Raw genomic sequence first — 26,053 nt, 5'->3', positions numbered from 1 at the left:
AAATAGGGACTCTCTCCTTCTGATTTCATATCTTCACTATAAAACTTTACTTAAGAAACTTTTCGTGCGTTCGTGTTTTGGGAAATCAAATAGTTGTACTGGACTATTTTCTTCTACGATGTAGCCTTGATCCATAAAAATTACGCGATCACCCACTTCACGAGCAAAGCCCATTTCGTGTGTAACGATTACCATTGTCATTCCTTCTTTAGCAAGTTGCTTCATGACCTCTAAAACTTCTCCTACCATTTCGGGATCTAAAGCGGATGTAGGTTCATCAAATAACATTATTTTTGCCTCCATTGCAAGTGCTCTTGCAATCGCAACCCGTTGTTTTTGTCCACCAGATAGTGAGTCAGGATATACATCTGCTTTATCTGAAAGACCGACTTTTTTTAATAGTTCAAGTGCTTTCTTTTTGGCAGAATCATTTGGTCGATTTCTTACTTTTTTAGGGGCTAATGTAATATTTTCTAAAACTGTTAAATGTGGAAATAGATTAAAATGTTGGAATACCATGCCTACTTCAGTGCGAATTTTATTTATATTTGCTTTTTTATCCGTCAGATCAACATCTTCAATAAATACCTTACCTGCTGTAATTGTTTCTAACATATTTAAACATCGAAGAAAGGTTGATTTCCCAGAACCAGAAGGACCAATAACAACACATACTTCACGTGGTTGAATTGTAATGTTGATATCTTTTAATACTTCTAGAGAACCAAATGATTTTTTTAATTTTTCTACTTTAATCATCCCGTAGTCAACCTTCTTTCAATGCGATTTAAAACAAAGCTTAATGTTAATGTTAGGACTAAATAGATTACTGCTGCAGTTATATACGGCTCCCACACTTTATAATATTGCCCCTGCATCGCTCTACTCCAATACATCAGTTCAGGTGCTGCTATAATAGCTGCAATTGATGATTCCTTAATTAAGACAATAAATTCATTTCCAAGTGGAGGAATCATCCGTTTTACAGCTTGTGGTAGAATTACATGTTTCATAGCTTGTACATGCGTCATTCCTAAGGAACGAGAAGCTTCCATTTGCCCCTTATCAATTGATTGAATTCCAGCACGAAAGATTTCAGCAATATATGCTGCTGCATTTAATGATAGTGCAATGATTGCGGCCGCTATTGCGTTTGTCTCACCGATAAAATACGGTACTACCCCAAAATGTATTAATAAGATTTGTACAAATAATGGTGTTCCTCTAAAGAAATTGATATACCAAACAAAAGGAAGTGCTAACCATTTATTTGATTGCATTTTACCTAATCCAATAAATAATCCGATTATTGTACCTAATAAAATTCCTGCAAAAGATAAGCCAATTGTTAATGCAGTTCCTTTAAGGAAAAACGGTATGTATTCTTTTACAATGCCTAAATCAAATCCCATTTCTTTTCCCCCATTTAGATAAAATTGCGTAACACAAATGGCTGTTACGCAATTTTTAGTATTCTATTTATTTTCTTCAGCTTTTAATGTTTCAAGATCTGGCTCTGATCCAAAATGCTCTTTGTAAATTTTTTCATAAGTACCATTGTTTACTACTTCTTTAATTGCTTTATCAAGTTTACCTTTTAATTTACTGCCATCTTGAAGCAATAGACCGTAGAATTCAGGTTCAAAGCTATTTTTATCATCAATAACGACTAGCTTTTTATCTGGATTGTTTTTTGCATACGCTTCAAGAACACCATTATCTGCAACTACTGCATCAGCTCCTCCACTAAGAAGCTCTAAAATTGCTAAATTGTTATTTTCGAATTTTTTAAGATTTTTATTGTTTTTACCATACATTTTTTCAACAGCTTCTTGTCCTGTTGTACCATTTTGCACTGCTACAACTTTCCCCTTCAAATCTGCTGCTGATTTAATACTACTACCTTCAGGAACTAAAATTTTATTAATTGAAAGAAAATAAGGTGTTGTGAAATCATATGTTTTCTCACGATCTGCATTGATCGAAATTGAAGACATACCAATATCAGCAGTTTTGCCACCAATTTCAGCAAATAATGGGTCCCATCCGGTATTTACAATTTTGATTTTAAATCCAGCTTCTTTAGCAACTGCATTTGTAAAATCAACATCGAATCCTACTATTTTACCGTTATCAAGATATTCAAATGGCGCATAAGCAGCATCAGTGACAACTCGTAAAGGTTTCTCTGCTGATCCACTTGTTTTCGCATCCTTGCCACAACCCGATAAAATTAGAGCTGTCGTCACCGCAAATGCAAACGATAGTATTTTAACCTTTTTCATTTCAATACCCCCAATTATATTAATTATGTAATGAAACTTCTGATAAGAATAAATATATTGAAAATTTAATATATTTAGATTTTTAATTATTATATCTATTCTTGTTTAAATATGCAATACTATGTCAATTATTGCTAAATCCCTTCAATTATAATAAAAGAAATTTAAGATTTATCTATTAATCTAACGAGTTACTACTATCTAAATAGATTTCACTCTAAAAAATTCTACTTAAGAAATATTTAATTAACTGCTCTGAATTTACTATATAAAAAGGGGTTGTCAATTTAGACAGCCCCTTTACGATTTTCTTAAATTAACCCAATCCAATCTTCCTTAAAAAAGATGTTACGTGCTCAACTTTTATTTTTTTATAGACGCCCATTTGTAGGAGTTTTTCACCCCATACGGGTGATTGTATACATTATTCACATAAGATTTTTCCAAATAAGCTACACCGTTCTGATAGATTGGTGAAATGGCTGCATCTTTTTCAAGCAATAGCTCTTCAGCTTCTGCTAAAGTCTTCCAGCGTGCTGGTGGATCTTGTAAGAGAGTCGTTTTTGCTTTTGTGATCAGTTCATCATACTTCGGATTCGAATACGCTATGTTATTGTTGGTCACCCATTTATCCAAGAAAGTCATTGGATCTGGATAATCCGGTCCCCATCCTGCAAGAGACATATCATACTGAAGATTATCTTCCAACGCAAATTTTGGCTGTGCAGGCGACATCTTGATGTTCACTGTTAAGCCAGGTAGATTTTTTTCAAGTTCGTACTTCAAATATTGGGAAATCTTCTTATTATTATCGTCTTCTGCAATCAATAACTCTAAATCGACACTTTGTTTTCCAAGCTCCTGCTTAGCTTTTCCCCAATATTCCTTTGCCTTGGCAATATTCGTTTTATTGAAGTCCCCTGTAGTATCGTAGAAATCTTTCCCATCTGGACCAAATGCCAAATTTCTAGCGACAAAGTAGTAGGCTGGTGTTGAACCGTTATTTAAGAGAACATCTGTAATCCCTTTTTTGTTGTAGCCCATATCGATTGCTTTTCTGGCATTTACATTTTTTAAAAAAGGATTTTGATTATTTAGTTTTAAATAAATTAGCCTTCCTTCTTGCGCTGTTTTAAAATCTTTATCATCTTTATACTTATCCACAAATTCAGCTGTTAGACTTACCCTGTCTATTGCTCCCGTCTCATAAAGATTGATAGCTGTTGAATTATCCTTCGCAATCTTAAAATTGATTTCATCTAATTTTACTGTTTTTTTATCCCAATATTCCTGGTTTTTCTCGAGTTTGAAGCTTTGTTCATGTTTCCATTCACTCATTTTAAACGGGCCATCATAAACAACGGAGTTCGCTTCCAGTCCGTAATTCTTGCCCTCTTTTATAATAACTTTTTCATTTTGTGGCATGAAAGGGGCTAGTGTAGTCAAACTCAGAAAATACGGCACTGGATTATCGAGCTGTACTTCTAACGTATGATCATCAATAGCTTTTACTCCCAATTGATCTGCAGGGAGTTGCTTTTCATTTATCTCCTTTGCGTTTTTTACATCATACATGATATAGGCATATTCAGATGCTATAGCCGGATCTAAAGTACGTTTCCAACTATACTCAAAATCATGAGCCGTCACCGGATCGCCATTAGACCATTTTGCATCACGTAGTTTAAATACATAAGTCTTTTTATCTTTACTCACTGTATAAGATTTTGCAATTCCTGGCACAGGCTGACTATCTTTTCCTTGTCTGTATAGTCCCTCCATAACATTGTTTAGCACACTTAGAGTTGTAGAGTCTACAACTAGGGATGAATCCATTGAGGAAAGCTCAGATGTTTCAACTAAACGCAGTACTTGTTTCGCATGCGGCTTACCCAAGCCCTCAACAGTCGTTGCCTTTTCTTTTTGGGTTGCACATCCTGGAAGTGCCATACCCAAGATAAGCAGTAAAGCGGTTAACCGTTTTGTTTTGTGATTCAATGAAAACTTCCTCCTCGCATCCAAATAACTTTTTTTATGTAATAATTATAATATTCTGTATATTAAACACATCACCTCTTTTAAATTCAATTTATCGAACAAATACGATGTTTTTTCGTTATGTCTCTATTCCTTACCCAAAAGTTTGCATGCTGCGTGAAGGAACATGTTAACACCAATAACAAGAGAATTTTCATCTATTGTAAACCTTGGATGATGATGTGGATACGTACTTTCGCTTTCTTCTTTTCCTGAACCAATTTTAAAGAAGCAGCCATTCGCTTTTTGTAAAAATGCAGAAAAGTCTTCCCCACCCATAGATGGTTTGATATATTCAACAGATGCATTGCCATATAACTCAATAGCCGTTTGTTCAAGCACTTTTGTGACAGCATCATGATTGATAACGGGTCTGTACCCATATCGATAGTGAAAGAAATAGCTTGCTCCATGTGCCTCGCAAATCCCTTTTGCAATTTGTTCAATTCGTACTTTCGCATCGTTTCGCAATTCTTCATCAAAACAGCGTACAGTACCGACAATTTCAGCAGTATCGGGAATGATATTATCAGCAGTTCCTGAGTGAAATTGGGTAACAGATAAGACTCTTTGCGCAAATGCATCGGTTGCTCGCGAAACAATATGCTGCAAATTCGATATAATTTGTGCTCCTATTGCGATGCTGTCTACAGTTTCTTCTGGATGTGCGGCATGTCCGCCTTTGCCACGGATTGTAATATGAAATGTATCAGGTGCTGCCATCATCGGTCCGTAAACAATACCGATTTTTCCAACTTCTAAACCAGACATTAAATGTAAGCCGATTACGTAATCAACCCCTTCCATTACGCCCGCTTGTACCATTTCCTCCCCTCCACCAGGAAATTGTTCCTCGGCATGTTGGAACAAGAAACGGATTTCTCCACTTATTTCATTTTTATACTTTGATAATATTTCAGCCGCTCCAAGTAAAATGGCGGTATGCCCGTCGTGGCCACAAGCATGCATCACTCCCGGAACTGTTGAGGCAAATTCAAAGCTGTTTTCTTCAAAAATTGGAAGAGCATCAATATCTGCACGGATTGCCAGCGTTTTACCGGGCTTTCCACCAATTAGTCTAGCCATCACACTATATTCAGTCGGGCGAGAAAGCTCTAGATTTCCGAATGACTGCAATGTATCAAAAACAAATTGAGAGGTTTTTTCCTCTTGAAATGAAAGCTCTGGATATTTGTGCAGGTGTCTTCTCCACTGTACTAGCTTTTCTTTTGAAATTTCTGATTGAAATTCAACATTTTCTAAGGATTTCACTTAAACATCTCCCTTGCCATTATTAAACTGTTAAATTCTCTTTCATACTAAAAATCCCTTCCCAATGTAAAAATTACATTGAAAAAACAGCATGAGATAAGGAAATTGTTGTTAAATATAGAATATATATTAGGTGGCATACAAAATAGGAGGTAGAATATGCGAAAACCAAATGCATTGAAACATGGGGATACAGTAATGATTATTGCGCCATCAAGTCCGCCAAATATTGAGAACGTGATGAAGATGAAGCTAATATTAGAAAATCCTGGCTTGAATGTCCTGATCGGTAATAGTGTGACAGAAAAACGGGGCTATCTTGCTGGTAGTGATGAAAATAGAGTGTCAGACTTCCATATAGCGTTCTCTAACACTGAAGTAAAAGCTGTGTTGTGCGCAACTGGAGGATATGGAAGTGGTAGATTGCTGCAAGACATTGACTTTGAGCTCGTAAAAAACAATCCGAAAATCTTTTGGGGATATAGTGACATTACAGCTTTGCATATTGCTTTGCAGCAAAAAGCAAACTTAGTGACGTTCCATGGACCTATGATGCAAGAGTGCGGAGCAGATGATGTTCCAATAGAGACAATCGCTTCTTTCAAGCAACTATTTGAACCGTTAAGTTTCACCTTTACCGCTTCAGAAACAGATACATACCCTGCATTTTCATATTCTGTCACTGCCCCGATAACCGGCGGGAATCTAACCGTTATAACAAGCACAATTGGTACACCTTATGAGGTAGATACAAAAGGTAAGATTTTATTTATTGAAGACATACAAGAAGAACCTTACCGCATCGATCGTATGATTAATCAATTACGATTGGCAAATAAGTTTAAAGATTGTAAAGGGATTATCTTAGGAGACTTTAACGAATGCGAACCGAAAAAACGCAAAGCCTCTCTTTCTATACAAGAAATAGTACATGATCATATGATCCCACTAGGATTGCCCATTCTAAGTGGATTCCCAATTGGCCATTGTTCACCAAATTACGGAGTTCCCTTTGGTGTCCCTGTCACAATGAATGGAGCACATCAAACGATATCATTTGAACCTGGAATCCAAATATAGTGGTAGTGAAAGTAGTTATGTGAATGTAAGAATAAAGATAAAAAAACCGGAAACAACTATTTGTTTCCGGTCCGGCAATCATTTTGACATTATTTTATTAAAATAGAAATCTCAGAATATCCTTTGTTCGTTTTATGAACTTCAATGACTGCAGGCATTGCATCTTTTACATCTTGCACATGAGATATTACGCCAATTAAACGGCCTGATTTTTGAAGCTGAATAAGGGTATCAATAGCTTTTGATAATAATTCATCATCTAGTGATCCAAATCCCTCATCTATAAACAACGTATCAATTGATACGCCACCTTTATGTGCTTGAATGATATCTGCCATACCTAGTGCTAAACAAAGTGATGCATTAAACTGCTCTCCACCAGACAATGTTTTTACATCTCTAGCAAGACCTGTATAGGAATCATAAACTTCTAGACCTAAACCACTTTGTTTCCTTCCTTTTTCAACTGCATCTTTTCGTTGCAATTGAAATTGCCCATTTGATAAATGATCAAGGCGGATATTTGCCGATTCAATTATTTGCTCAAAATAATCCAATAGCACATATCGCTCAAACGAAATCATTTTTTCATTATCGCCTTTTGTCACTTTATACAAATCTGTTATACCTGCTAATTTTTGCTCAGTTTTTACAAAATCCTCTTGATAGATTTGTAGGTCTATTTTTAATTGGCTTAATCGCTTAGTTAATTCTTGGATACGAATTATTTCGTTAACAATCGTATCTAGATGCTGTGTAATTTCTTGTACTTTCATTTTAAGGTCATTTACATCAATTTTTTCCGCCGATTGAACTTGTTTTTCTAGTAACTCTTTTTCAGTACTTAATCTTTGTAGATTTTCTTCAAACATTGATACATCATTTCGATATTGATCAATCATTCGGATAGATTCAATTGCACTGATAAACTCAGATTCTCCATTAAACTCGTACTCACATATTTTTTCATGATAAAGAATCTTTGTTGTTCGAATCTCTTCATTTAATTTTAAAACTTCTTTCTCAAGATGAGTGCGAGTAGTCTCTTTAACCGTCTTCTGTTCAGTAAGGACTCTATATTCTTCTTCGATTTTTGAAATTTTAGCTTTTAAGATTGCTATATTATTTTCAATTTCATTTTTTTCCAATTGCCATTTCTCAAGAGTCCTTAAAGATTCGGGTAATTTTGATTCAATTTGTACGATGTGAATTTTTAATTCATTTAATTCATTCGTAACCTTATTCAATGCCTCAGTCTTCTCAGTAACTTTTACGGTTAAATCCTTAATTAATTGTTCCTTTGTTTTTATGACATTACTAATCTTTTCAAAAACAGCTTTTTTCTCTGTCAAGTTTTTTAAGTTTGATTCATTCTCATTAAACTCATCTGCAAGAGCTGTTAGGCCTTCATTTGTAAAATCAAATTGACCATGTTCTTCTAAAAATGATTGTTTATCAATTTTTAATGAGTTTTCTTTACTTTTGATTTCCCCCTGTATTGTTGCTAGTTCAGTCTGAATTTGATTTACTTGCATTTTTAATTTTTCTGCTTCTTCTTCATTGACAGTCCCATTAAATTTAGCAAGTGATGGATGATGAGTACTTCCACAAACCGGACATTGCTCTTGCTCTTTTAAGTCTTTCGCTAAAAAAGCAGCTTTTTGCTGGTGCATTTCACTTTCAATTCTGTCCAATTCATTTTTAAGCTTTAAATGATCTGAATTTTTCAACTGAAACTCATTTCGTTTTTGCTCTAATTCTTTTTTTGCAAAAAAGATTCGCTTAGCAAACCCACCTTTTAATGAGATTTCCTTCTTTAATAAGGAGAGCTTTGCCCATTGATCATGAATACCTTCTAAGTCATTTAGTTGCTGTTTTAATTGACTTAATGCCTCGGTTTCTTCCTTTAAACCGTCTTGTAATGTTTTTTCTTCATTTTCGTATAATAGAATCTGTTTCGACTTATTATGAAACGCAAACTTATAGTTTTGAAACTGATCAATCTCATCTTTTATAGCTAATAAATTACTCAATTGACTTTCTAAACTACCTAATTTTTTTTGCTCTTCAGGTAATGTAGCTACTTCCGATGAGATTTTTTCAATTTTAATGAGTGTTTCTTTTAAACTCTCAATTTCGAATAATAATTTATCATTTGTTATTTGAAGTGAATTTTTTAGTTTCTCTAGTTCATTTTTTATAGGCAATACTTTTTCAGCGTTTGTTGCTAATTTTATTTTTGCTTTTTTATTTTCGATTTCTATCTCTTGGCCTTTTAACATTGTTAATAATTCAATTACTTCTTGTAATCGATCAATATTTTTATTATGAGCTTCTGCAAAAAAGAGCTTTTGCTGACTTTCTTCTAATTGTGATTTTTGTATTTTCTCATTTTCTTCAAGTCTTTTTAAATCATCAATTATACTATCTATATGTTCAGTTAAAATCTCATTCACAATATGAAGATTAATTTGAGAATCGTCGGCAATTTGAATACCTTTTTCACTTAACAATTTTTCAATCACTTCTAATTTAATAACAATTTTCTGCTTTAAATTAGTAAATTTACTTTCCATGTTTTTTCTAGCCAAATTTAAAGTTTCAGTTACTTTTTCAAATAGTTCAGTTCTGAAAATTTTCCGCAAAATTTCTTCCTTTTCTTTTGTATCCGAAACTAATAATTTTCTAAATTCACCTTGAGGAAGTAATACGATTTGTTTAAATTGATCTGCATTGATTCCTAATAATTCTTCTACTTTTTTATTGACAATTGAAGTTTTGTTAAATTCCTGACAATAAGGTACTTTTTCCTCATTCTCAATTTTATAAAACTCGATTTTATCACCTGTAATACTTTTATTTTGTTTCTTTTGATGGCCTTTTTGTCTAAAAATATGATAATGGTTTCCTTTTAATTCAAATGTCAATTCTACACTTGTATATAGTTCATCATCAGCAAAATGACTTCGAAGCATTGTTTGATCATTCCTATTTTCACCACTTGCCTCTCCAAAAAGAGCAAAACAAATTCCATCAAATATTGTTGTTTTACCTGCACCAGTTGGACCAGTTATTGCAAATAACCCTTTTTCGTTTAGTCGACTAAAATCAACGTGTACCTTATCCTTGTAAGGTCCAAATGCATGAAGTACTACTTTTAATGGCTTCAAATCTATTCCTCCCTTACAAAGATTTCTTCAATAATCTCTTTCATAAATTGTTCATCTTCAATTTTCAAATTTTCATTTTTCATTTCTTTATAAAAAGATTGAAACAACTCAAGTTGATTTTTTGATTGTTTTTCCATTAAGCTCAGTTGATTTGTTTTATCTGCTTGTAAAGTCGTTTTCTTTCGACTAACATGCATTGCATTTGGATAGACTGTTCTGATTTGCTCCATCGGATGGACTACCATATGCTCATCAGTTAATTTAACGAAAACATAATCATGATTGACAGGATGCTGTCTGATTTCCTCTATCGTTCCTTCGATTGATCTTAAATCACGATTTGGATGAAAATCTTTCTTAACGACTGTTAGCTCACCGTCAGCTTTTAATTCAACAATTAAACATCCTTTTTTATGGTTTTCTTCTGAAAGAGAGTACTTTAGAGGTGAACCAGAATATCGGATTGATTGATTACCTACAAAATGTGCTCGATGTAAATGTCCTAAGGCTGTATAGTTAAAATGTTTAAAATTATGATGTGATACGTATTCAGCTCCACCAATGGAGAGTGTACGTTCCCCCTCTGTCTCTTCATCAGAAGGCTCACCATTATTTGTTACGAATGCATGTCCAACAAATACATTTCGTACTGATGGATCTAATTCTTCATCTCTTATTTTATTTACAATTGCTTTCATCGCATCATCATGTGAATGAATATCATCGTTTTGTAAAATATAACGTACAATACTTGGTTCGGCATATGGAATTAAATAAAAATGAACCTCACCATCATCATCATTCAAAATAACTTTCTTAAATGGAGTTTGTAATTTCCCTACTAAATATAATCCTTCTTTTTCCATAAAGCGGCTACCAAATTCAAGTCGTTCAGCGCTATCATGATTTCCAGCAATCGCAAGAATTGGCGTATTACATTCAATGACAATTTTATGGAATACTTCATTTAATAGTTCAATCGCCTCAGTTGGAGATATACTTTTATCATATAAATCGCCTGCTATCACAACTGCATCTGGCTTTTCTTCTTTAATTATTGAAATGAATTCATCTAATATATATCGTTGATCTTCCGTCATATGTACACCATGTACAATTTTACCAAGGTGCCAATCTGCTGTATGAATAAACTTCATTAAATACACCTCATCATTCAATTTACTTTCATTGTTACGAAATTTTAAGAACAGCTTTTCTATCTTATATTTTACATCAACATACGAACATTTGTATGCTTTTTAAGCATATAAATTGTAAAAATGCATTATTAAGTTAAAATTATTGAAATACTACTTAATATGATTCAAAATAAACCTATCACTGTTTTAGGAGGCAATTATGGAAAAAATAAATGAAGTAAAAAAATATGAGGAAATAATTAAAAGTGAAAAGCCTATCGTGGTAAAGTTTTATGCAACTTGGTGTCCTGATTGTACACGTTTAGATGCATTTATCGGAGATGTAATTGAAGAGCACCCATCATTTACTTGGTACACAATGGATCGCGATGAATTTCCAGAAATCGCTAGTGAACAACAAGTAATGGGAATTCCGAGTTTACTTGTATTTAAAGATGGCGAAAAAATTGGACACTTACATAGCGCAAATGCAAAAACACCAGAATCAGTTGAAGAATTTTTATCAACTTTTGAATAATATCAAGTTACGTTAAGTCTTAATGTTGCTGGGATTAAACCTAAAATCAACAAAGTTAACCACAAGGAAATTTTTCCTTGTGGTTTTTCTTATGCTTAATAAAAAACGTAAGCCAAAAACAAAAAGGAACACCTATATCATTCCGATCATAGGTGTAATGTTTTCATATTCAATTAAATCTGCTTTCTTTCATGTAAATTGATAAATACATTTTTACAAATACTGTACCATGCATATCCTACTAACCAACCAGCAATAATATCTGAGAAATGATGAACATGCAGGTAAATTCTACTCATTGATATTAAAAATATCATTAAAAGAACGATCAATTGAATCATTTTTTTGTGTTTCATCATTGTTGGTTGAATGGCAATTAGAATAAAGCCTACTGTTAAAAAGAAGCATGTTGCCATAACCGCATGTCCACTTGGAAAACTAAATCCACCTTCCACATAGTACATTGAACTTGGTCGTGGTCTTTCATATAAATCTTTTAATAAGGAAACAACCGCTCTAGCCGTCAATAATGTAACCATTAATGATAAACCACTCCAAATACGCTTACGTATAATAGAATAAACTAAAACAATAACTGCAATCGTTAAATACATCTTTGAAGAACCAAAATCTCTTAAAAAATAACAAAATGAATCCAGTGCATCTGTTCGTATGAATTCAAAGAATTTAAACGCCAAATTGTCTAAATTTCGAATCATTTGCGAATCATAGATTAGTCCTAAAATAACAAATAGAAAAATAGCTGTAAAAATTAGTATCCAATTATTTTTTTTCATATAACCCTCCAATATAATTTCTAGTAATGCTTGTACTTTGGATACACAAAAGAAAAACGACGAGAGTTCCCGTCGCCACTTTCATGACTATTCTTCTTCCTCATCAATTTCATCAATCATACATTTTTCCAGTAAGTACTCAAAAGTAATATCCGCTAGTTCTTCAATCTCCTCTTCCTCAGGAACATATCCTCGCTGAATGAGCTGTTGATAGAAAAATTCTGCTATTTCTTCCGTATCAATAACTACCTCAATTTCTTTCACTAGCATCACCCCTTACTAGTTAATATGTGAAAAATGAGAAAATATGAAAAAAACCTTACCAAGCTAAAAAAATATTAATATGTAACCTTTAGCATAATACAACATTGACAAGCATATATTCAATTAAAACATGTTAAAGGAGCGATTCCAATGATCAAAATGGACAAGCTAAATAATCTAAAAGAAATGATGTTTAATGATGAAATGTTTGAAGAAGCTGTTGAAAAACTGACGACAATCGCATTTTTTATTTTAATAGGGATAGGCATACCTTTTTCGATTCATATAATTCTACAATTATTGTAGAATATCCTCTCTCTCAATTTGTTTTCTTTTCTGAGAATTTATTTAAGTTTTTAAGCACTAGATCCATCACAATTTTATATTCTTCATCTTGGAAGATTGAATATAAAACTGCGTAATCATTATATATATCTAATAATCCATCAATTATTTCTTGTTTTGTTGTTTTATTTCTGTTTTTATTAAAATCATTCATTGAGCGAAGTTTTTCTAAGTCTAATTTTGTAATGCCATTTTTATCATTTCTTAGTTTTTTTAGAATCGCATTAGCAGTTTGTGCTGATGCAATTAGGGTTAAATCAGTTTCATCAGCCTCTAACCATTCTCCATCAGTAATACGCGCTAGTTCGTAAATCGTGTCTTCCCACGCGTCATTTTTATATCGCCAAACCTCTGTACGGTACCCTACAATTCGAAAAATTTCTTTTTCATAACCATTTACTTGAACAAGATCCCCGAAAGAAAATGAATAATTTACTTCAATCCATTCTTTTTCAAGTTTTTTTCCATCATATTCGTTGAGAAGTTGAAGAGTATTCTCAACATAAAGTCCGTCATGATTATTGACTTCATAAACAAAAACGCCGTCCATCAGTTTAATATTTATTAACTTTCTATTTTTATTGGCTATGTTAAATAAAAAGGCCACTCAAGTTGGGAGCGGCTTATCAGATGAATTTATTTTAATCTCATCACTTTTTATTTTAATGGCTAATTTTAGTAATGCTTCTGCAGCAAGTTTTGCATTTAACGTTCCTATTTCTTCATATTTAAACTGATTCATGAAGAAACACCCCTTTATAGACTATTCAAATGACTAGTCTATAGTTCAATGAGTTAGGAATTGTACGACTAAATTAAAAGGCATAAAAAAACAACTCTTCTGATTAAAATGAGTTGTTTTTAATGTGAAGACTACAATTATTTAACTGATGCATATATTTTAAAGCTATCCTCAATGCGATGGTTAAAGTTCGTATGTGCTGCTCTTAAAGATTGCAAGTAATGTTCATTTAATGACGACCAAACTCGATTTCTTTCCTTTAAACCCTCTATGTAGTATTTTCCTGTTTGTTCATATTGCTCTTCTACTTTTTCAATTAACTCAACTGAGGCTTTGAATGGAGTAGATAATAGCTCCCAAAATTTATATGCCGTTTCTTCAAATAGATTATCAGCTGATTGAACTTCTGAAGATTTATCTGTTATTGCAACGATAATTTGCGAAGTATTTGCATTTATTTGGTTATGAAAGTACTTTATTTCTTCATATAAGCCGTTAACTGCATTACGATATTTCTCATTAAATTTTCTTGTTTCTTTTAACACTTTCATCAACGAATTTAATCTTTGTTCCCTACTGTCTCTTAAGTATGTCAAACTACTTTCATATTGATCCCATATTGTATTTAAAAAAGGATCCATGAAATAGTTTTCTACTTTCTCTTCTTTTTGAACTTCCGCCTTTTGTTTTGAAGTTTTCTGTATCGTCAAACTTCTTCCTCCTCTTTTGGATCCGAATTTTTCTTTATTTTATCCTCTCTTTGTATTGGAGGCATGTAGAGCTCAAGAAAACTTGAGTACATTTTGAAAAATTGATCAAGCATTGATTGATAAAGTTCAAGTTGTCTTGCATTACTTGTTAAGTATGCCTTTCCAGCTTCTGTAATTGAATAACAGCGCTTAGCAGGTCCGCTTCCTTTCGTGTCCCATTTTGATTGGACAAGATTATCTTTCTCTAGTTGCCTTAATAATCGATATAAATTTCCTTGGTCAAGTGTTTGAAACCCGAATGCGTGGAGCTTTTGAATTAGATCATAGCCATGAAGTGTCATCCGACTAAGGAGTAGAAGAATAAAAGGCATAATAAAGTTTTTAGATGGAGTAATATTTTTATCTTTTTCATTGTTCATAGGTAACACCTCTATAAAAAATCTATAGGTGTATTTTACACATATATGAATATAGCGTCAATATAGTAAATATAATTTAGTGTAAATTTTCAAAAAACTCAAATCATACCGTTTATTCGTTAAATAGTTATAAAAAAGTGGCAAAGGAGTGATAAAATTGTACGTTATAACAACTGAAAGGATCAAACTGTTTTATGACCGATTAGGTACAGGAGAACCTCTCATATTAATTCATGGTCTTGGAGAAGTTAAAGAAAGCTGGTTTAAACAATATGAACTAGCAAATGAATTCGATTTAATTATACCTGATTTGCGTGGCCATGGAGAAAATGATTTGACTGAAGGAATATCAATGAAGAATTTCGCAAAAGATGTACTTGATTTAATGGATGAATTAGGAATTGAAAGCGCACATATATTAGGCTTATCAATGGGTGGTACTGTTGCACAAGAGATTTATCGCCAAGCACCCAAAAGATGTCGCTCTTTAATTTTAGTTAGTACATTTCATTTTGCTCCTAGATTACTAGGACTATGGTTTATCCATTTTAAAGAGTTTCGTTCAAAAATTTTCACTCCTCAACAGTTAAAAGAGATGACCGCACGAACATGCCTTTTTTCATGGGAAAAAGAATCAATACAACAATTCAAACAATATTATCGCCCAAATCCAGAAAGTTATGACCAGTCAATGAGAGCGTGTTTTAAGGTTGATAATAGAGAATTGTTACCAAATATAACCGTACCAACGCTAATAATTGGTGGTCAATATGATCCGATTACGCCAGTATGGCTCCAATTAATTATGCATAAAAGTATCCCAAATTCAAAATTAGTTATTTTCAAAAATACTGGCCATGTTACAAAAATGGAAGCAGCAGAAAAATTTAACCAAACGATCCGCTCTTTTTTAAATAAACAAGAACCCGTTAAGATTTAAACTTAATTTCTAACAATCTAGATTTACCTAATTAGCCATGCAAATATAGAAAAAATGACCTCCTAAACTGATTGTATCTAATTGTACTATTCTTAAAAAAGCCTCCATATAGTGTAACAAAAACGGGAGGGGATGAAAATGTACGAAAATTGGCTGGATACATTATCATCTAATGATTTATTTTTGACTTTTCTATCAATATTAATTGGTGCAATCGGTGGTTATGCCAATATATTATTAGCTAATGAGGGCTATATTAGAAGTTATCGATTTAAAGATTCTGATGGTAGAGAAAGGTATTCACTAGGATCAAAGCGAGAAATAATTCTTGGTGCTATGGCAGGTTGTATATCTTACCTAATTGCTGTTCTAACAACAAATGACCAAACTCCCGTATCAGTTATCATTTATGCTTTTATTTGTGGAGTTAGTGGCGGTGCTTATTTAGAAAAATTGGTTGATAAAAACGTTAATAATAAAATCATTGATTTTAGTTCAACGCTAGAAGAAATGGAGAAAGCGAAAACTGAGATCAAAAAGACTAGTGCCCCTGAAATGAACAATGGCAATATGCATCAAACAGATACTGGTGTAGTCGATGGCATCGAACAAAATAATGAGGATGACAGCACGAAAGATTCAACAAATGAAGAAGTTGATTTGCATTACAATATTTTAATGAAAAGGTTAAAATGTGCAAGAAGTACAAAGGAAGCTGAAAAATATTTTAATGAATTAGTTCGATTGATCAATAACAGATAAATTATTAATAAATGCATTACAAAAAAAGTTCAGTTCAATCTTTTCAAAGATGGTTAACTGAACTTTTTATTTTAACTTTAAGATTCTAAAAAAACCGAACATGATATTATTCGTTTAATAGAATGGTAGCTTGAGTATTAAATCCATTCTATTTTTATAGTGGCAATTTCCTTACTTCTAGTTGTATCATGACTTGAATCCATATTACTACTAAACCATATTTTATGAATAAATGTTTTTAAAAAATGATTGCATAATTCAGGATCGATCACTTCTAAATTTTCGATCGTTTCAATGATCTTTTCTATTTTTTTAGGATTATTATTTTTTAAATTTTCTATTTGGGTCTGATAGAGTTCAATTTGCTCAGTTATTTGATTCATTTGAACGATCAGTTCATTTTTTAATTCTTCATATTCCTTTTTAGTAATTTCTCCATCCATTCTCATTTCTCTAATATTATTCTTTCGCTTATTTATCTTATCCTTTTGTTTATTTAATGAGACGAGTTCAGTCATTAGTCTCTGTTCGAGTTCGATTGTTTTCTGAGAATCTAGCATTTTTAGCGCGTTCTCTAGCTCTGACTTTTTTTCTTTAATGCACTTTAAAACAAATTTTTCAACTTCTTGATATTTATAGCCCCGATCTTTACACTGATTGTTTGATATTTTATATGAACATGATTTTATAAAATCAGTATTTGAACGATCTTTTTGAATATATCTCTTCCGCCCACAGCAATTGCAGTAGATTAAATTTTGTAACCTGCGGACTGCTTTTTTATTTTGAAAATAAACATTTTTATTATTTTCTACTATCGATTGGACGGCAAAAAATTGCTCTTTAGTTATGATTGCCTCATGCGCATTTTCGATAAATACTTCATCAATAATTTTATTATGAATACGTCTTCTAGCCTGTATTGCCCCATAATATACAGGATTCGTACGTAATTGGCTAATATGTGCTGTAGTGAGGATTTTACCTTGTCGGCTCCTCCAATTTAACCTATTTAATTGCCTTGCTATTTCATTTACAGAAACTCGTTCTAACGATTTTTCGAATATTAGCCGAATAATCTTCGCTTCGTCTTCAATTATTTCTAATTTTTTATCAGCGTTTTTACGATATCCAAGTGGGGTCTTATTACTCATCACCCATTTTCCTTGCTCCGCTGCTGCTAACCTACCTCTTGATAACCGCTTCTTAATCTGCTTATATTCAAAATTAGCCAATACTGCTTGGAATGAAAATAACATTTCATTCGTTTCCTGTGATAAATCTATTTTACCTTGTGGAGTTAATATTTTAATATCATTTAAGATTAATACTTGCTTGATTTGTTCTGCATGTGCATTATCACGCGAAAGTCGATCGATATCCATAATAATCAAATAATCAAATTCATGTATTTTCTTAAGTAATAAATTTAATTGTTCACGATCCGTATTTACACCACTCGAAATCTCCTGATAAATGATATATTTTAAATGATGTTGATTGGCAAGCTTAATCAAAGCATTTTTATGATTAAGTAAAACTTCATCTACATCTTTTTGTTCTTCATTTCTTGATAGCCTGAGATAAATAGCTGCTAACATGAGATCACCATAGCATTATGCATTTTACGTAAGGGTTTCATTCCCAGTAAAAATAGAAAGTTAATATTTGTTATCTTACCGACAGTACCATATAACGTAATCACGACAATATCATCTACGTTATATTTTGGTTGTTTTTTCTTTGTCATACTTCTTACCTCCTTCTCCATTCGTCGTGACTAATTCGTTTTTACTGTATACTATGCAACCAATAAATAATTGTCTGTCATTTTCATCGTAAATAAAAAAAGGGATTAGCCTATTTTATAGGTAAGAAATAAATAGCTAGTTTCAGAAATGGTAGAATCAATACAAAAAGGGTGATTGAATAAGCTTCCAATAAAAAAAGATGCAACTTAGGTAAACTAAGTCACATCTTATTGATCTTCTAAATATAAGTTCCATGCTTCATCAAATACGCTCATCGATTGATGGAAAGTACCATCAAACTCTAAATACGAGCTAATTTCATCATAGCTTGAAGAATGTTTTGGAAATGAGTGATCATTAAAAAGATGATCTGCCAATAGTCCAATTTCATTAGGAATTTTATAGTTTCGATGTTTCATCATATAGTGGTAAAATGACTTTCTCATGATTCTCCCTCAGTTTTATGATTTATTTTGTCTTTTATTCTAAAAATCTTTGTACTTTTTGAATATTTTTTACAATTACAGATTTGTTTTATAGTTTAAAAATACTCGTTCTATGACGAGAAGTCAAAATAATTTCTTTTTAATAGTCTTGGCTGCTTCATTAATTCATCAAATGTAACTGAAACCGGAAGTAATTTTGTTGAAATGAGAAATAACTGATCTTCTATCGATTTGACCATATCTTCCTTTTGATAGGTAAATTTACACTGATCACAATGAAAGGATGGTACCTCTGTAATTGTGATTGCTCGTGAACCATCTGGCAATTCCCAATGTACAACTGATTTTGTTTCGGATGCTTTTTCCTCACCACACCAATCACATTTTAAAGTATTATTCATCTTTTTTTACACTTCCATCCATTTTTTGAATTTGTGATTGAAACTTTTTCTCTTTTAATTCATCCCTTTTTTCTCGTTTATTTTTTAAGGAATTATGTGTTGGATCTGTCTGATATTGTTCTCTCTTTTTCATTCTTTCTAAATCTGATGGAATAAGACTTTGCACTTGATCATTCATGATACTAGCAATACCAACCTTAGCTGCCTTATTTAAATAATCAGGATAAACTAGTGAGAAATACTCTTCTGCCGTATCCTCTTTATAGTTTTCAGGCTCTGGATAGGATGTGATGACACCTTCAAAATTCCTTAATACTGTTTTTTTACTGCTTTGTGAGACGATATAATTTGGTTGAAGTGAGATTTTACCTCCTCCACCTGGTGCATCTACTACAAACGTAGGTACTGCATAACCAGATGTATGCCCACGTAACCCCTCAATAATCTCCAACCCTTTTGCAACTGGTGCTCTAAAATGACCAATTCCTTCTGATAAATCGCACTGATAGATATAATAAGGTCTGACTCTTATTTTTACTAAATCATGCATTAACTTTTTCATAATTGGTACGCTGTCATTAATTCCTGTTAAAATAACTGATTGGTTCCCAACTGGAACCCCAGCATTTGCAAGCATTTCGCATGCTTTTTTTGCTTCTTCGGTTACTTCAATGCTCGTATTAAAATGTGTGTTTAACCATACAGGATGGTATTTTTTTAATATTTCACATAAGTTTTCAGTAATTCTTTGCGGGAAGACTACGGGTGCTCTCGTGCCAATTCTAATAATTTCCACATGATCAATTGCTCTTAAATTCTTTAAAATATATTCCAAAATATTGTCATTAATTAATAATCCATCTCCACCCGAAATAAGTACGTCCCTTACTTCTTCATGGTTACGTATATATGCAATAGCCTCATCTAATTGTTTTTTCGGTACTCCCATACCAATTTGCCCAGAGAATCGACGTCTTGTACAGTAGCGACAATACATGGAACATTGATTAGTAACTAAAAAAAGCACTCGATCTGGATATCGATGAGTTAATCCAGGAACTGGACTATCATCATCCTCTCCTAGTGGATCTTCTGCATCATACTTTGTTTTATATAATTCCTTACTTATTGGTACAGATTGCATTCTAATGGGACATCGTGGATCAGTTGGATTCATTAAAGAAGCATAGTATGGCGTAATATTTAGTGGAATTGTTTTCGTTGATATTCTCACCCCTTCTTCTTCATCTTCCGTTAAATCAATCACTTGTTTCAAGTCATCCAATGTTCTGACTGTATTCGTTAATTGCCATAGCCAGTCATTCCATTGTTCATCCGTAACATCTTTCCATAAAGGAATATCTTTCCAATGTCTTTGAGGTTTATAAAGCTGATTTTTCATTTATGGTCCTCCTTGTTTAATAGGACAATTTACATTTACAAAATTTAAGTAAAAATTTCTAGTTATATACCTACTTCTTTATATGCATTACATAAAAAGTTGGTGAAAACAGTAAAACTAAGAAAGACGTAATAATTTTTGTCTAAAATGAAATAAACCGACTAACTAATTTGTTAGTCGGTATCTCTGTGGCTGACGCTCCATAGTTTTTAGCAAGTTACAAATGACGCACCGATGATAATTAATAAAATAAACAATACAACGATTAACGCAAATCCTCCGCCACACCCGTAGCCTCCGCCGTAGTAAGGTGAATATCCCTTCATGTAGATTGCCTCCTTCACTAAACTTTTAGAAATCACAATAAAGTATATGTAAGGTTCACAATCCTTGTTACATAGGCATTTGTCTATATTTCTAGAGTAATTAAATAGTTGATTATACATAAACTGTTTTTATAGTGCTAAAATTAATGGGCAATCAATCATAAACTATTTTCGGAAAACCAGCCTTAAGAAATAAAAAGTCTTGAGAAAACATCTCTCAAGACTCTTTTACTTAATAAAAAAGTGATAATATATATGTCCAAATACAAACAAATGCTAGTAATCCAAAACTGTATTTTAACGTCATCTTTGTTAATGACGATTCATTACCTGTTTCACCTACTGCAGCTGTTGCGATTGCAATTGACTGAGGTGAAACTAGTTTTGCTATTACCCCACCTGCAGTATTTGCTGATACTAATAACGAAGGATTTGTACCTAAAATATTACCTGCTGAAACTTGGATTGGAGCAAATAAAGTATTATTATTTACGACAGAACCAGTCATAAATACCCCAATCCAACCTAAAATTGGAGATAAGAATGGAAATACCGCCCCAGTATGGGCAACTGCTTGACTTAAAGCACTTGTTAATCCTCCATATGTCATCAATTTCGCAATACTAATAATTGCACAAATCATTATGATCGGTATCCAAAATTCAGAAATTGTTTTTTTGAGAAGAGCTAAACCCTTCCCTAAATTTATTGATTTTGAAGTAAAAATTGTAACGAGTGCTGCCAGTAATATTGCAGTACCTGTTGCCCCGATTAGATCAATACTGACATTTATTGTTGAACCTGGAACAACGAATTTTATAACGGTTGAAGCTAATGCTCCACTTACAGCGAATAAACCTTTGAATGCTTTTAAGCTCCAAATTAATACGAAAATTGTTAGTAAATAAAATGGTGACCATGCTTTAATCACATCAGCCATTGAATATGATTCAATTTTAAATTCCTTCCCATTTAGTAAGAAAATATTTTTAGGTTGCCATTTTTTAAGAAATAATGCTAAAACACCCATTGTTAATAATGAAGGAATAATATCTGCTAACTCTGGACCTAATACGATTGTCATAATTGCCTGAGAAATTGTATAAGTAATAGACGTTACTAAAATTGCTGGTAAAATTTCTTTAATTCCTTTAAATCCATCGATTAACCAAATTAATAGAAATGGAATCGTAAAATTAATAATCGGTAATGTTAATGCTGTCATGATTGAAACTTTCATTGAAGTAACACCATGTAATCCAAATGTATCAATAATTCCCACTGGTATTCCAATAGCCCCAAACGCACCTGAAGCACCATTTGCAATTAAACATAGCATAGCTGCTTGTAATGGTTTAAAACCGATCGAAACTAATAATACTGCACAAATAGCAATCGGTACTCCAAATCCTGCTGCTCCTTCAAGAAATGCGTTAAAACAAAATCCAATCAATAAAAACTGGATTCGTTGATCACTAGAAATACCTACTATACTGCTACGTAAAATATCAAACTTTCCAGACTCTACTGTTATTTTATATAACCAAACAGCCATTACAATAATATAACCAATTGGCCATAATCCTTGAATAGTTCCCTGGGTGACACTTCCGATTGACTCACCAATTGGTAATTTAAAAATCGTAATTACAATTATAAACGTAATGCCAAGGTTTAATAACGCTGCATAGATTCCTTTCATTTTTAATACGGTTAAGCATAAAAGAAATAAAAGAATCGGTATAGCCGCAACTAGTGCTGAAATTGCAAGATTATCAAATGGATTAAAACTATCTACTAACATTTGGTTTTCTCCTTTGTTCAGTTTCTTTTGCTTTAATGTTTCAAAATCTAGCTTCGAACCTACCCATTTTGTTCAATAACTTCACAAATATTATTTTTTTACTATTCCCTTATAAAATAATTAATATTATTTCTACATATATTCCTATTTGTGAAACATTTCACAAAAAGCATCAAAAAAATAAATAATTTTACTAATTCCCACTTTTAATTTGTGAAGTAATTAACAAACATAATTTTATACTAAGTATTAGTACATAACAATAAACGATTATTTCCATTTATGGGAAAACTAGGTAAATTTTATTTTCGTTTTTTGCTCTACTCTTATCTTGACTATTTCTTTCCATTTATCAAATCAATCATTAGATAGATGAACTTAAAAATGAACCCTGGAAAAAATAAACTACACTGATCTTTTCTAAGAACAGATAGACAATTAAGCAATTTTACTCTATCATCAGTAAAAAATAGTAAGTAAAAGATTGATTTTGAACTACAAAAAAAGAGAAAGAATGTTTATCCTTCTCTTTTTACACGGTATCTAGTGGTTTTGATTTTAGGTACTTAGTGGATTATTGATTAAAAGAAATTACTTTATACGTATCAGATGTGTATTCTAAGATTGTTATACTAGCGTTTTTTATTTCTAATTCAATATTAAATTCTTCTGAAAACTTTTTTACAATATTGCGAATTATATTCCCATGAGTGACAATTAATACGTTCTCATCGTTATTTTTATTTTCGATAATTAGTTCATTTAGACCTTTTTCAATGCGATTCCATAGCTCAGAATAACTCTCAGCATGATGGTATGGATCAGACTCTTTGATAAAATTTGTAATATCTTCTAAAGACCGATTTCTTAATAGTTCTCTAAAGGAAGAATAGCCGTGATCATTTGCGACTTTCCCTAAGGCTACTGCAGAGAATTCTCCCTCAAAACTACCAAAAAAGGACTCGCGGAATGCTTTTGTTTTTCTAATTACAGGAGTTTTGTAACTGTTTTGCTGTAAAATCAGTTCTGCTGTTTCAACAGTTCTACCTAAATCGCTAGTATAAACACGGTCAAACTGTATCTGTGACAACTTATTTCCACATTCTATCGCAACTAGTTTTCCTTCTTCTGTTAATGGACTATCGGCCCAGCCTTGCATTCTTTTATAACGATTTAAATAAGTTTCACCATGTCTAATTAAATATAAATGAATTCTATTTTTCATCTAATCACCCACATTGTGAATTTAAAAAACCTAATTAATACAAGTTAAATATTGATCTTTTTTTGCCAATATCTTTCCTAAATAGATTCCACTAGCCGCTGCTTGAGATAACGAATGAGTAACTCCAGAGCAATCTCCAATTACAAATAACCCATCTAAACTCGTTTGAAAGTTTGAATTGGTTTCGATCATCGGTGAATAAAACTTCCCATCTATTCCGTAGAGAAGTGTATCCTCATCAATTCTCTCTCCAATAAATTCTTCTAATTGATTCAAAAATCCTTGTAAAATATTCAAATATAAATTGGGAACTTCATTTTTAAGGTCACCGCAATCGGCATTTAATGTTGGTTTTATATTGTTTTTCTCCATTTTCACATTAGTTGTAGGCTCACCATTAAGTAAATCACCTAATCGTTGAACGACAATACGATCTGAACCATTATTTATTTTTCCGATAATATTATTAGCGTAAAGATTCGCTTCCTTAAGTGAAGGAAAATAGTTAGGAGTAAATAAAGTAAAATTTAAATTAGTTGTTCCTGATTCTTTTTCTTTAAAATTTTGTCCGTCGGGCATAACTAATCCTTCTTGAAACTTTCGAACGATTCTACCTTTAGGATTCATACAATAAGTCGTTGAAATCAATTCGTCATATTCAAAAGCAAGTTTCGTTTCGAATGTATCTTGTAAAATAGATCGAAGCTGTTGTTCTTTCATTTCAACTCTAATCCCTAGATCTAAACGAGTTCTTCCTTGTTTAACCCCAAGTGAAGTACACTGATCATTTAACCATTCAGTTCCGGACCTGCCTGTAGCAAATACTACATTTTTAGATTCGAATTTTCCTAAGTTGGTTTCCAAATAGAATCGATGATCCTTAGCTTTAATAGCTAGAGTATCTACTTCAAAGCGAATATCAATCCTACTAGCTAATTCGTTATAGAGTCGTTGGAATATTTCCGTAGAAAGACGCGTACCGAGATGTCTAACTTCTGTCGTTAACATATGTAACTTGCAATCTTTTGCTTTTTTAGCCAATTTTTCATTTACAGTTGAATATTTTTCTACCGAATCTCCCCCAAAAAGGCACAATAAATCGTCAACCTCTTTCATTAATAGTTCAAGATTTTCTCTACCTACCTTTTGAGCTAATTCTCCTCCAAAATCACATGAATAGTTAAATTTCCCTTCTGATTTACCAAGCCCTGCAAAGCCATAATATTTCCCACAAACATCGCAATTGCATAACCCGCCATTGTCTATTGCACAGGTTCTTTCCTTTAATGATTGTCCTTTTTCAAGAATCAATACTTTTTGATTTGATTCTAATAATGTATATGCTAAAAAAATACTACTTACACCCGAACCGATAATTGTAATATCATACATCTTATTCACCTACTTGAATTATTCACTTATTCTAATTGTACAATAGTAACGATACTTAAGTGAAATTCTTAAATAATAGTTGACAGAATTTATTAGAAAAAAAACACGCTTTAATTAGCGTGTTCAAGAATTTTTATTCTGATCTTTATTTTTAAATTCTAAAATGGCGATCACAAACATACCAAAGCTAATCATTAGTGATAAAACTTCGAAAGTAACTATACAAACCGCCTCCTTACTTTTAAGCCTTCCCGGAACTAAGTTTGTCCTATACATTCAAATTTTTTTAATTTTTAATTTTGAAGCATCCTTTAAAAATGTAATTAACATGCAAGATTAATCATTTTTGCAGTTAACCCAATTTCTTCCACAATCCTTTTAAGGGCTATTTTTTTGTTAAAAAATGGAACAATATGACCATAGGAGGAATGTAAATGGATCATTTCGAGGCTTTTTTGAATAGTAAAAATTGGATTGATAATGATTTAGATGCAAGGTATATAAATAGAAACCACCCTTATGCAATTTTAATTTCTGGAGATGAAGGACAAATTACGTTAAGAGGTAACACCGGTATTGATAATGGTCAAAACGGAGAAGAAATTTTCTCCTTTACATCATTAAAAGAGCTTCAAGAGTGGTTTGAAGATAATATCGGTGAATGAATAAGTTGTATTACTCATGCCAAAATCTTAAATTATTGGCTGAGTTTTTTTATTTTATACTTGTGATAGCGATGAAAAATCATTTACTCTAAACTTTTTGAAATTAAAAAATCAGTTATACATAAAGGATATTGAAGCATT

The 26,053-nt window shown here is 32.3% G+C and carries 29 protein-coding genes; 6 read left to right on the top strand and 23 right to left on the bottom strand.

From position 1 onward, the window contains the following. Positions 1-36: 36 nt before the first annotated feature. From CN925_RS00255 to CN925_RS00235, 5 genes are all read right to left on the bottom strand, one after another. Positions 37-759, bottom strand: a complete 723-nt coding sequence (locus CN925_RS00255) for an amino acid ABC transporter ATP-binding protein (RefSeq protein WP_098843761.1) — start codon at positions 757-759, stop codon at positions 37-39. Beyond that, positions 756-1,412, bottom strand: coding sequence for an amino acid ABC transporter permease (locus tag CN925_RS00250; protein ID WP_098843760.1), 657 nt, complete (start codon positions 1,410-1,412; stop codon positions 756-758). The genes CN925_RS00255 and CN925_RS00250 overlap by 4 nt, the downstream gene beginning before the upstream one ends. A gap of 63 nt (positions 1,413-1,475) precedes the next feature. Beyond that, complete coding sequence (locus CN925_RS00245) at positions 1,476-2,285, bottom strand: basic amino acid ABC transporter substrate-binding protein (RefSeq protein WP_098843759.1); 810 nt, start codon at positions 2,283-2,285, stop codon at positions 1,476-1,478. 363 nt (positions 2,286-2,648) lie between these two features. Then, positions 2,649-4,283, bottom strand: coding sequence for a peptide ABC transporter substrate-binding protein (locus CN925_RS00240; protein WP_286138224.1), 1,635 nt, complete (start codon positions 4,281-4,283; stop codon positions 2,649-2,651). A 126-nt stretch (positions 4,284-4,409) separates the two neighbouring features. Next, the gene (locus CN925_RS00235) at positions 4,410-5,594 is read right to left on the bottom strand and encodes an amidohydrolase (protein WP_098843758.1); all 1,185 of its coding nucleotides are present in this window, start codon (positions 5,592-5,594) and stop codon (positions 4,410-4,412) included. Between the two features lie 159 nt (positions 5,595-5,753). On the opposite strand from CN925_RS00235, the gene CN925_RS00230 reads away from it, so the two are divergent. Beyond that, a complete protein-coding gene (locus CN925_RS00230; protein WP_098843757.1) occupies positions 5,754-6,674 on the top strand; it encodes a S66 peptidase family protein in 921 nt (306 codons plus the stop codon). 89 nt (positions 6,675-6,763) lie between these two features. Here CN925_RS00230 and CN925_RS00225 read toward each other — a convergent pair whose 3' ends face one another. Then, complete coding sequence (locus CN925_RS00225) at positions 6,764-9,844, bottom strand: AAA family ATPase (protein WP_098843756.1); 3,081 nt, start codon at positions 9,842-9,844, stop codon at positions 6,764-6,766. 2 nt (positions 9,845-9,846) lie between these two features. Then, a complete protein-coding gene (locus CN925_RS00220; protein ID WP_098843755.1) occupies positions 9,847-11,001 on the bottom strand; it encodes an exonuclease SbcCD subunit D in 1,155 nt (384 codons plus the stop codon). A gap of 202 nt (positions 11,002-11,203) precedes the next feature. Here CN925_RS00220 and CN925_RS00215 point away from each other — a divergent pair, with 202 nt between their 5' ends. Next, the gene (locus CN925_RS00215) at positions 11,204-11,521 is read left to right on the top strand and encodes a thioredoxin family protein (protein WP_098843754.1); all 318 of its coding nucleotides are present in this window, start codon (positions 11,204-11,206) and stop codon (positions 11,519-11,521) included. Between the two features lie 173 nt (positions 11,522-11,694). Here the strand turns inward: CN925_RS00215 and CN925_RS00210 are convergent, their stop codons facing one another. Both CN925_RS00210 and CN925_RS00205 read right to left on the bottom strand, forming a co-directional pair. Further along, on the bottom strand, positions 11,695-12,318 hold the full coding sequence (locus tag CN925_RS00210) for a phosphatase PAP2 family protein (protein ID WP_098843753.1): 624 nt from the start codon (positions 12,316-12,318) through the stop codon (positions 11,695-11,697). An 87-nt stretch (positions 12,319-12,405) separates the two neighbouring features. Beyond that, positions 12,406-12,582, bottom strand: coding sequence for a YozD family protein (locus CN925_RS00205; protein ID WP_069032035.1), 177 nt, complete (start codon positions 12,580-12,582; stop codon positions 12,406-12,408). Between the two features lie 150 nt (positions 12,583-12,732). Between CN925_RS00205 and CN925_RS21125 the strand changes: the two genes are divergently transcribed. Beyond that, positions 12,733-12,888, top strand: a complete 156-nt coding sequence (locus CN925_RS21125; RefSeq protein WP_180232759.1) for a hypothetical protein — start codon at positions 12,733-12,735, stop codon at positions 12,886-12,888. A gap of 13 nt (positions 12,889-12,901) precedes the next feature. Here the strand turns inward: CN925_RS21125 and CN925_RS00200 are convergent, their stop codons facing one another. The 4 genes from CN925_RS00200 to phaQ all read right to left on the bottom strand — a co-directional run bounded on the left by CN925_RS00200 (position 12,902) and on the right by phaQ (position 14,798). Next, a complete protein-coding gene (locus CN925_RS00200) occupies positions 12,902-13,477 on the bottom strand; it encodes a hypothetical protein (RefSeq protein WP_069032034.1) in 576 nt (191 codons plus the stop codon). Between the two features lie 57 nt (positions 13,478-13,534). After that, the gene (locus tag CN925_RS21485) at positions 13,535-13,669 is read right to left on the bottom strand and encodes a hypothetical protein (RefSeq protein WP_286138223.1); all 135 of its coding nucleotides are present in this window, start codon (positions 13,667-13,669) and stop codon (positions 13,535-13,537) included. A gap of 137 nt (positions 13,670-13,806) precedes the next feature. Further along, positions 13,807-14,379 carry a hypothetical protein gene (locus CN925_RS00195; protein WP_098843752.1) on the bottom strand — a complete coding sequence of 191 codons (573 nt, stop codon included), beginning with the start codon at positions 14,377-14,379 and terminating at the stop codon, positions 13,807-13,809. Further along, positions 14,376-14,798: a poly-beta-hydroxybutyrate-responsive repressor gene (phaQ, locus tag CN925_RS00190; RefSeq protein WP_098843751.1), complete on the bottom strand. Its 423-nt coding sequence runs from the start codon at positions 14,796-14,798 to the stop codon at positions 14,376-14,378. The genes CN925_RS00195 and phaQ overlap by 4 nt, the downstream gene beginning before the upstream one ends. Before the next feature lie 157 nt (positions 14,799-14,955). On the opposite strand from phaQ, the gene CN925_RS00185 reads away from it, so the two are divergent. Beyond that, entirely contained in the window at positions 14,956-15,738 is a 783-nt protein-coding gene (locus tag CN925_RS00185; RefSeq protein WP_098843750.1) for an alpha/beta fold hydrolase, read from the top strand. A 138-nt stretch (positions 15,739-15,876) separates the two neighbouring features. Beyond that, positions 15,877-16,500, top strand: coding sequence for a hypothetical protein (locus CN925_RS00180; protein ID WP_098843749.1), 624 nt, complete (start codon positions 15,877-15,879; stop codon positions 16,498-16,500). A 137-nt stretch (positions 16,501-16,637) separates the two neighbouring features. On the opposite strand, the gene CN925_RS00175 is transcribed toward CN925_RS00180, so the two are convergent. The 10 genes from CN925_RS00175 to CN925_RS21685 all read right to left on the bottom strand — a co-directional run bounded on the left by CN925_RS00175 (position 16,638) and on the right by CN925_RS21685 (position 25,523). Then, on the bottom strand, positions 16,638-18,101 hold the full coding sequence (locus CN925_RS00175) for a recombinase family protein (protein WP_098843748.1): 1,464 nt from the start codon (positions 18,099-18,101) through the stop codon (positions 16,638-16,640). Continuing rightward, the gene (locus CN925_RS21120; protein WP_180232758.1) at positions 18,095-18,250 is read right to left on the bottom strand and encodes a hypothetical protein; all 156 of its coding nucleotides are present in this window, start codon (positions 18,248-18,250) and stop codon (positions 18,095-18,097) included. The genes CN925_RS00175 and CN925_RS21120 overlap by 7 nt, the downstream gene beginning before the upstream one ends. 228 nt (positions 18,251-18,478) lie before the next feature. After that, entirely contained in the window at positions 18,479-18,697 is a 219-nt protein-coding gene (locus tag CN925_RS00170; RefSeq protein ID WP_098843747.1) for a YozE family protein, read from the bottom strand. A gap of 110 nt (positions 18,698-18,807) precedes the next feature. After that, positions 18,808-19,098, bottom strand: coding sequence for a YokU family protein (locus tag CN925_RS00165; protein ID WP_098843746.1), 291 nt, complete (start codon positions 19,096-19,098; stop codon positions 18,808-18,810). Beyond that, on the bottom strand, positions 19,091-20,500 hold the full coding sequence (gene kamA / locus CN925_RS00160) for a lysine 2,3-aminomutase (RefSeq protein WP_098843745.1): 1,410 nt from the start codon (positions 20,498-20,500) through the stop codon (positions 19,091-19,093). The genes CN925_RS00165 and kamA overlap by 8 nt, the downstream gene beginning before the upstream one ends. A gap of 209 nt (positions 20,501-20,709) precedes the next feature. After that, complete coding sequence (locus CN925_RS00155; protein ID WP_098843744.1) at positions 20,710-20,826, bottom strand: YjcZ family sporulation protein; 117 nt, start codon at positions 20,824-20,826, stop codon at positions 20,710-20,712. Between the two features lie 232 nt (positions 20,827-21,058). Then, entirely contained in the window at positions 21,059-22,630 is a 1,572-nt protein-coding gene (locus CN925_RS00150) for an L-lactate permease (RefSeq protein WP_098843743.1), read from the bottom strand. Positions 22,631-23,204: 574 nt separating this feature from the next. After that, positions 23,205-23,855: a histidine phosphatase family protein gene (locus tag CN925_RS00145; protein ID WP_098843742.1), complete on the bottom strand. Its 651-nt coding sequence runs from the start codon at positions 23,853-23,855 to the stop codon at positions 23,205-23,207. A 30-nt stretch (positions 23,856-23,885) separates the two neighbouring features. After that, a complete protein-coding gene (locus tag CN925_RS00140; protein ID WP_098843741.1) occupies positions 23,886-25,247 on the bottom strand; it encodes an NAD(P)/FAD-dependent oxidoreductase in 1,362 nt (453 codons plus the stop codon). Positions 25,248-25,370: 123 nt separating this feature from the next. Continuing rightward, positions 25,371-25,523, bottom strand: coding sequence for a putative holin-like toxin (locus tag CN925_RS21685; RefSeq protein ID WP_353616056.1), 153 nt, complete (start codon positions 25,521-25,523; stop codon positions 25,371-25,373). A gap of 158 nt (positions 25,524-25,681) precedes the next feature. Between CN925_RS21685 and CN925_RS00135 the strand changes: the two genes are divergently transcribed. Next, positions 25,682-25,912 carry a hypothetical protein gene (locus CN925_RS00135; RefSeq protein WP_098843740.1) on the top strand — a complete coding sequence of 77 codons (231 nt, stop codon included), beginning with the start codon at positions 25,682-25,684 and terminating at the stop codon, positions 25,910-25,912. Positions 25,913-26,053: the final 141 nt, after the last annotated feature.

Origin of the sequence: Bacillus sp. AFS055030, assembly GCF_002574545.1 — a bacterium.
Classification (GTDB): Bacteria; Bacillota; Bacilli; order Bacillales; family Bacillaceae_G; genus Gottfriedia.
This window is presented reverse-complemented; position numbering and strand designations above follow the sequence as displayed.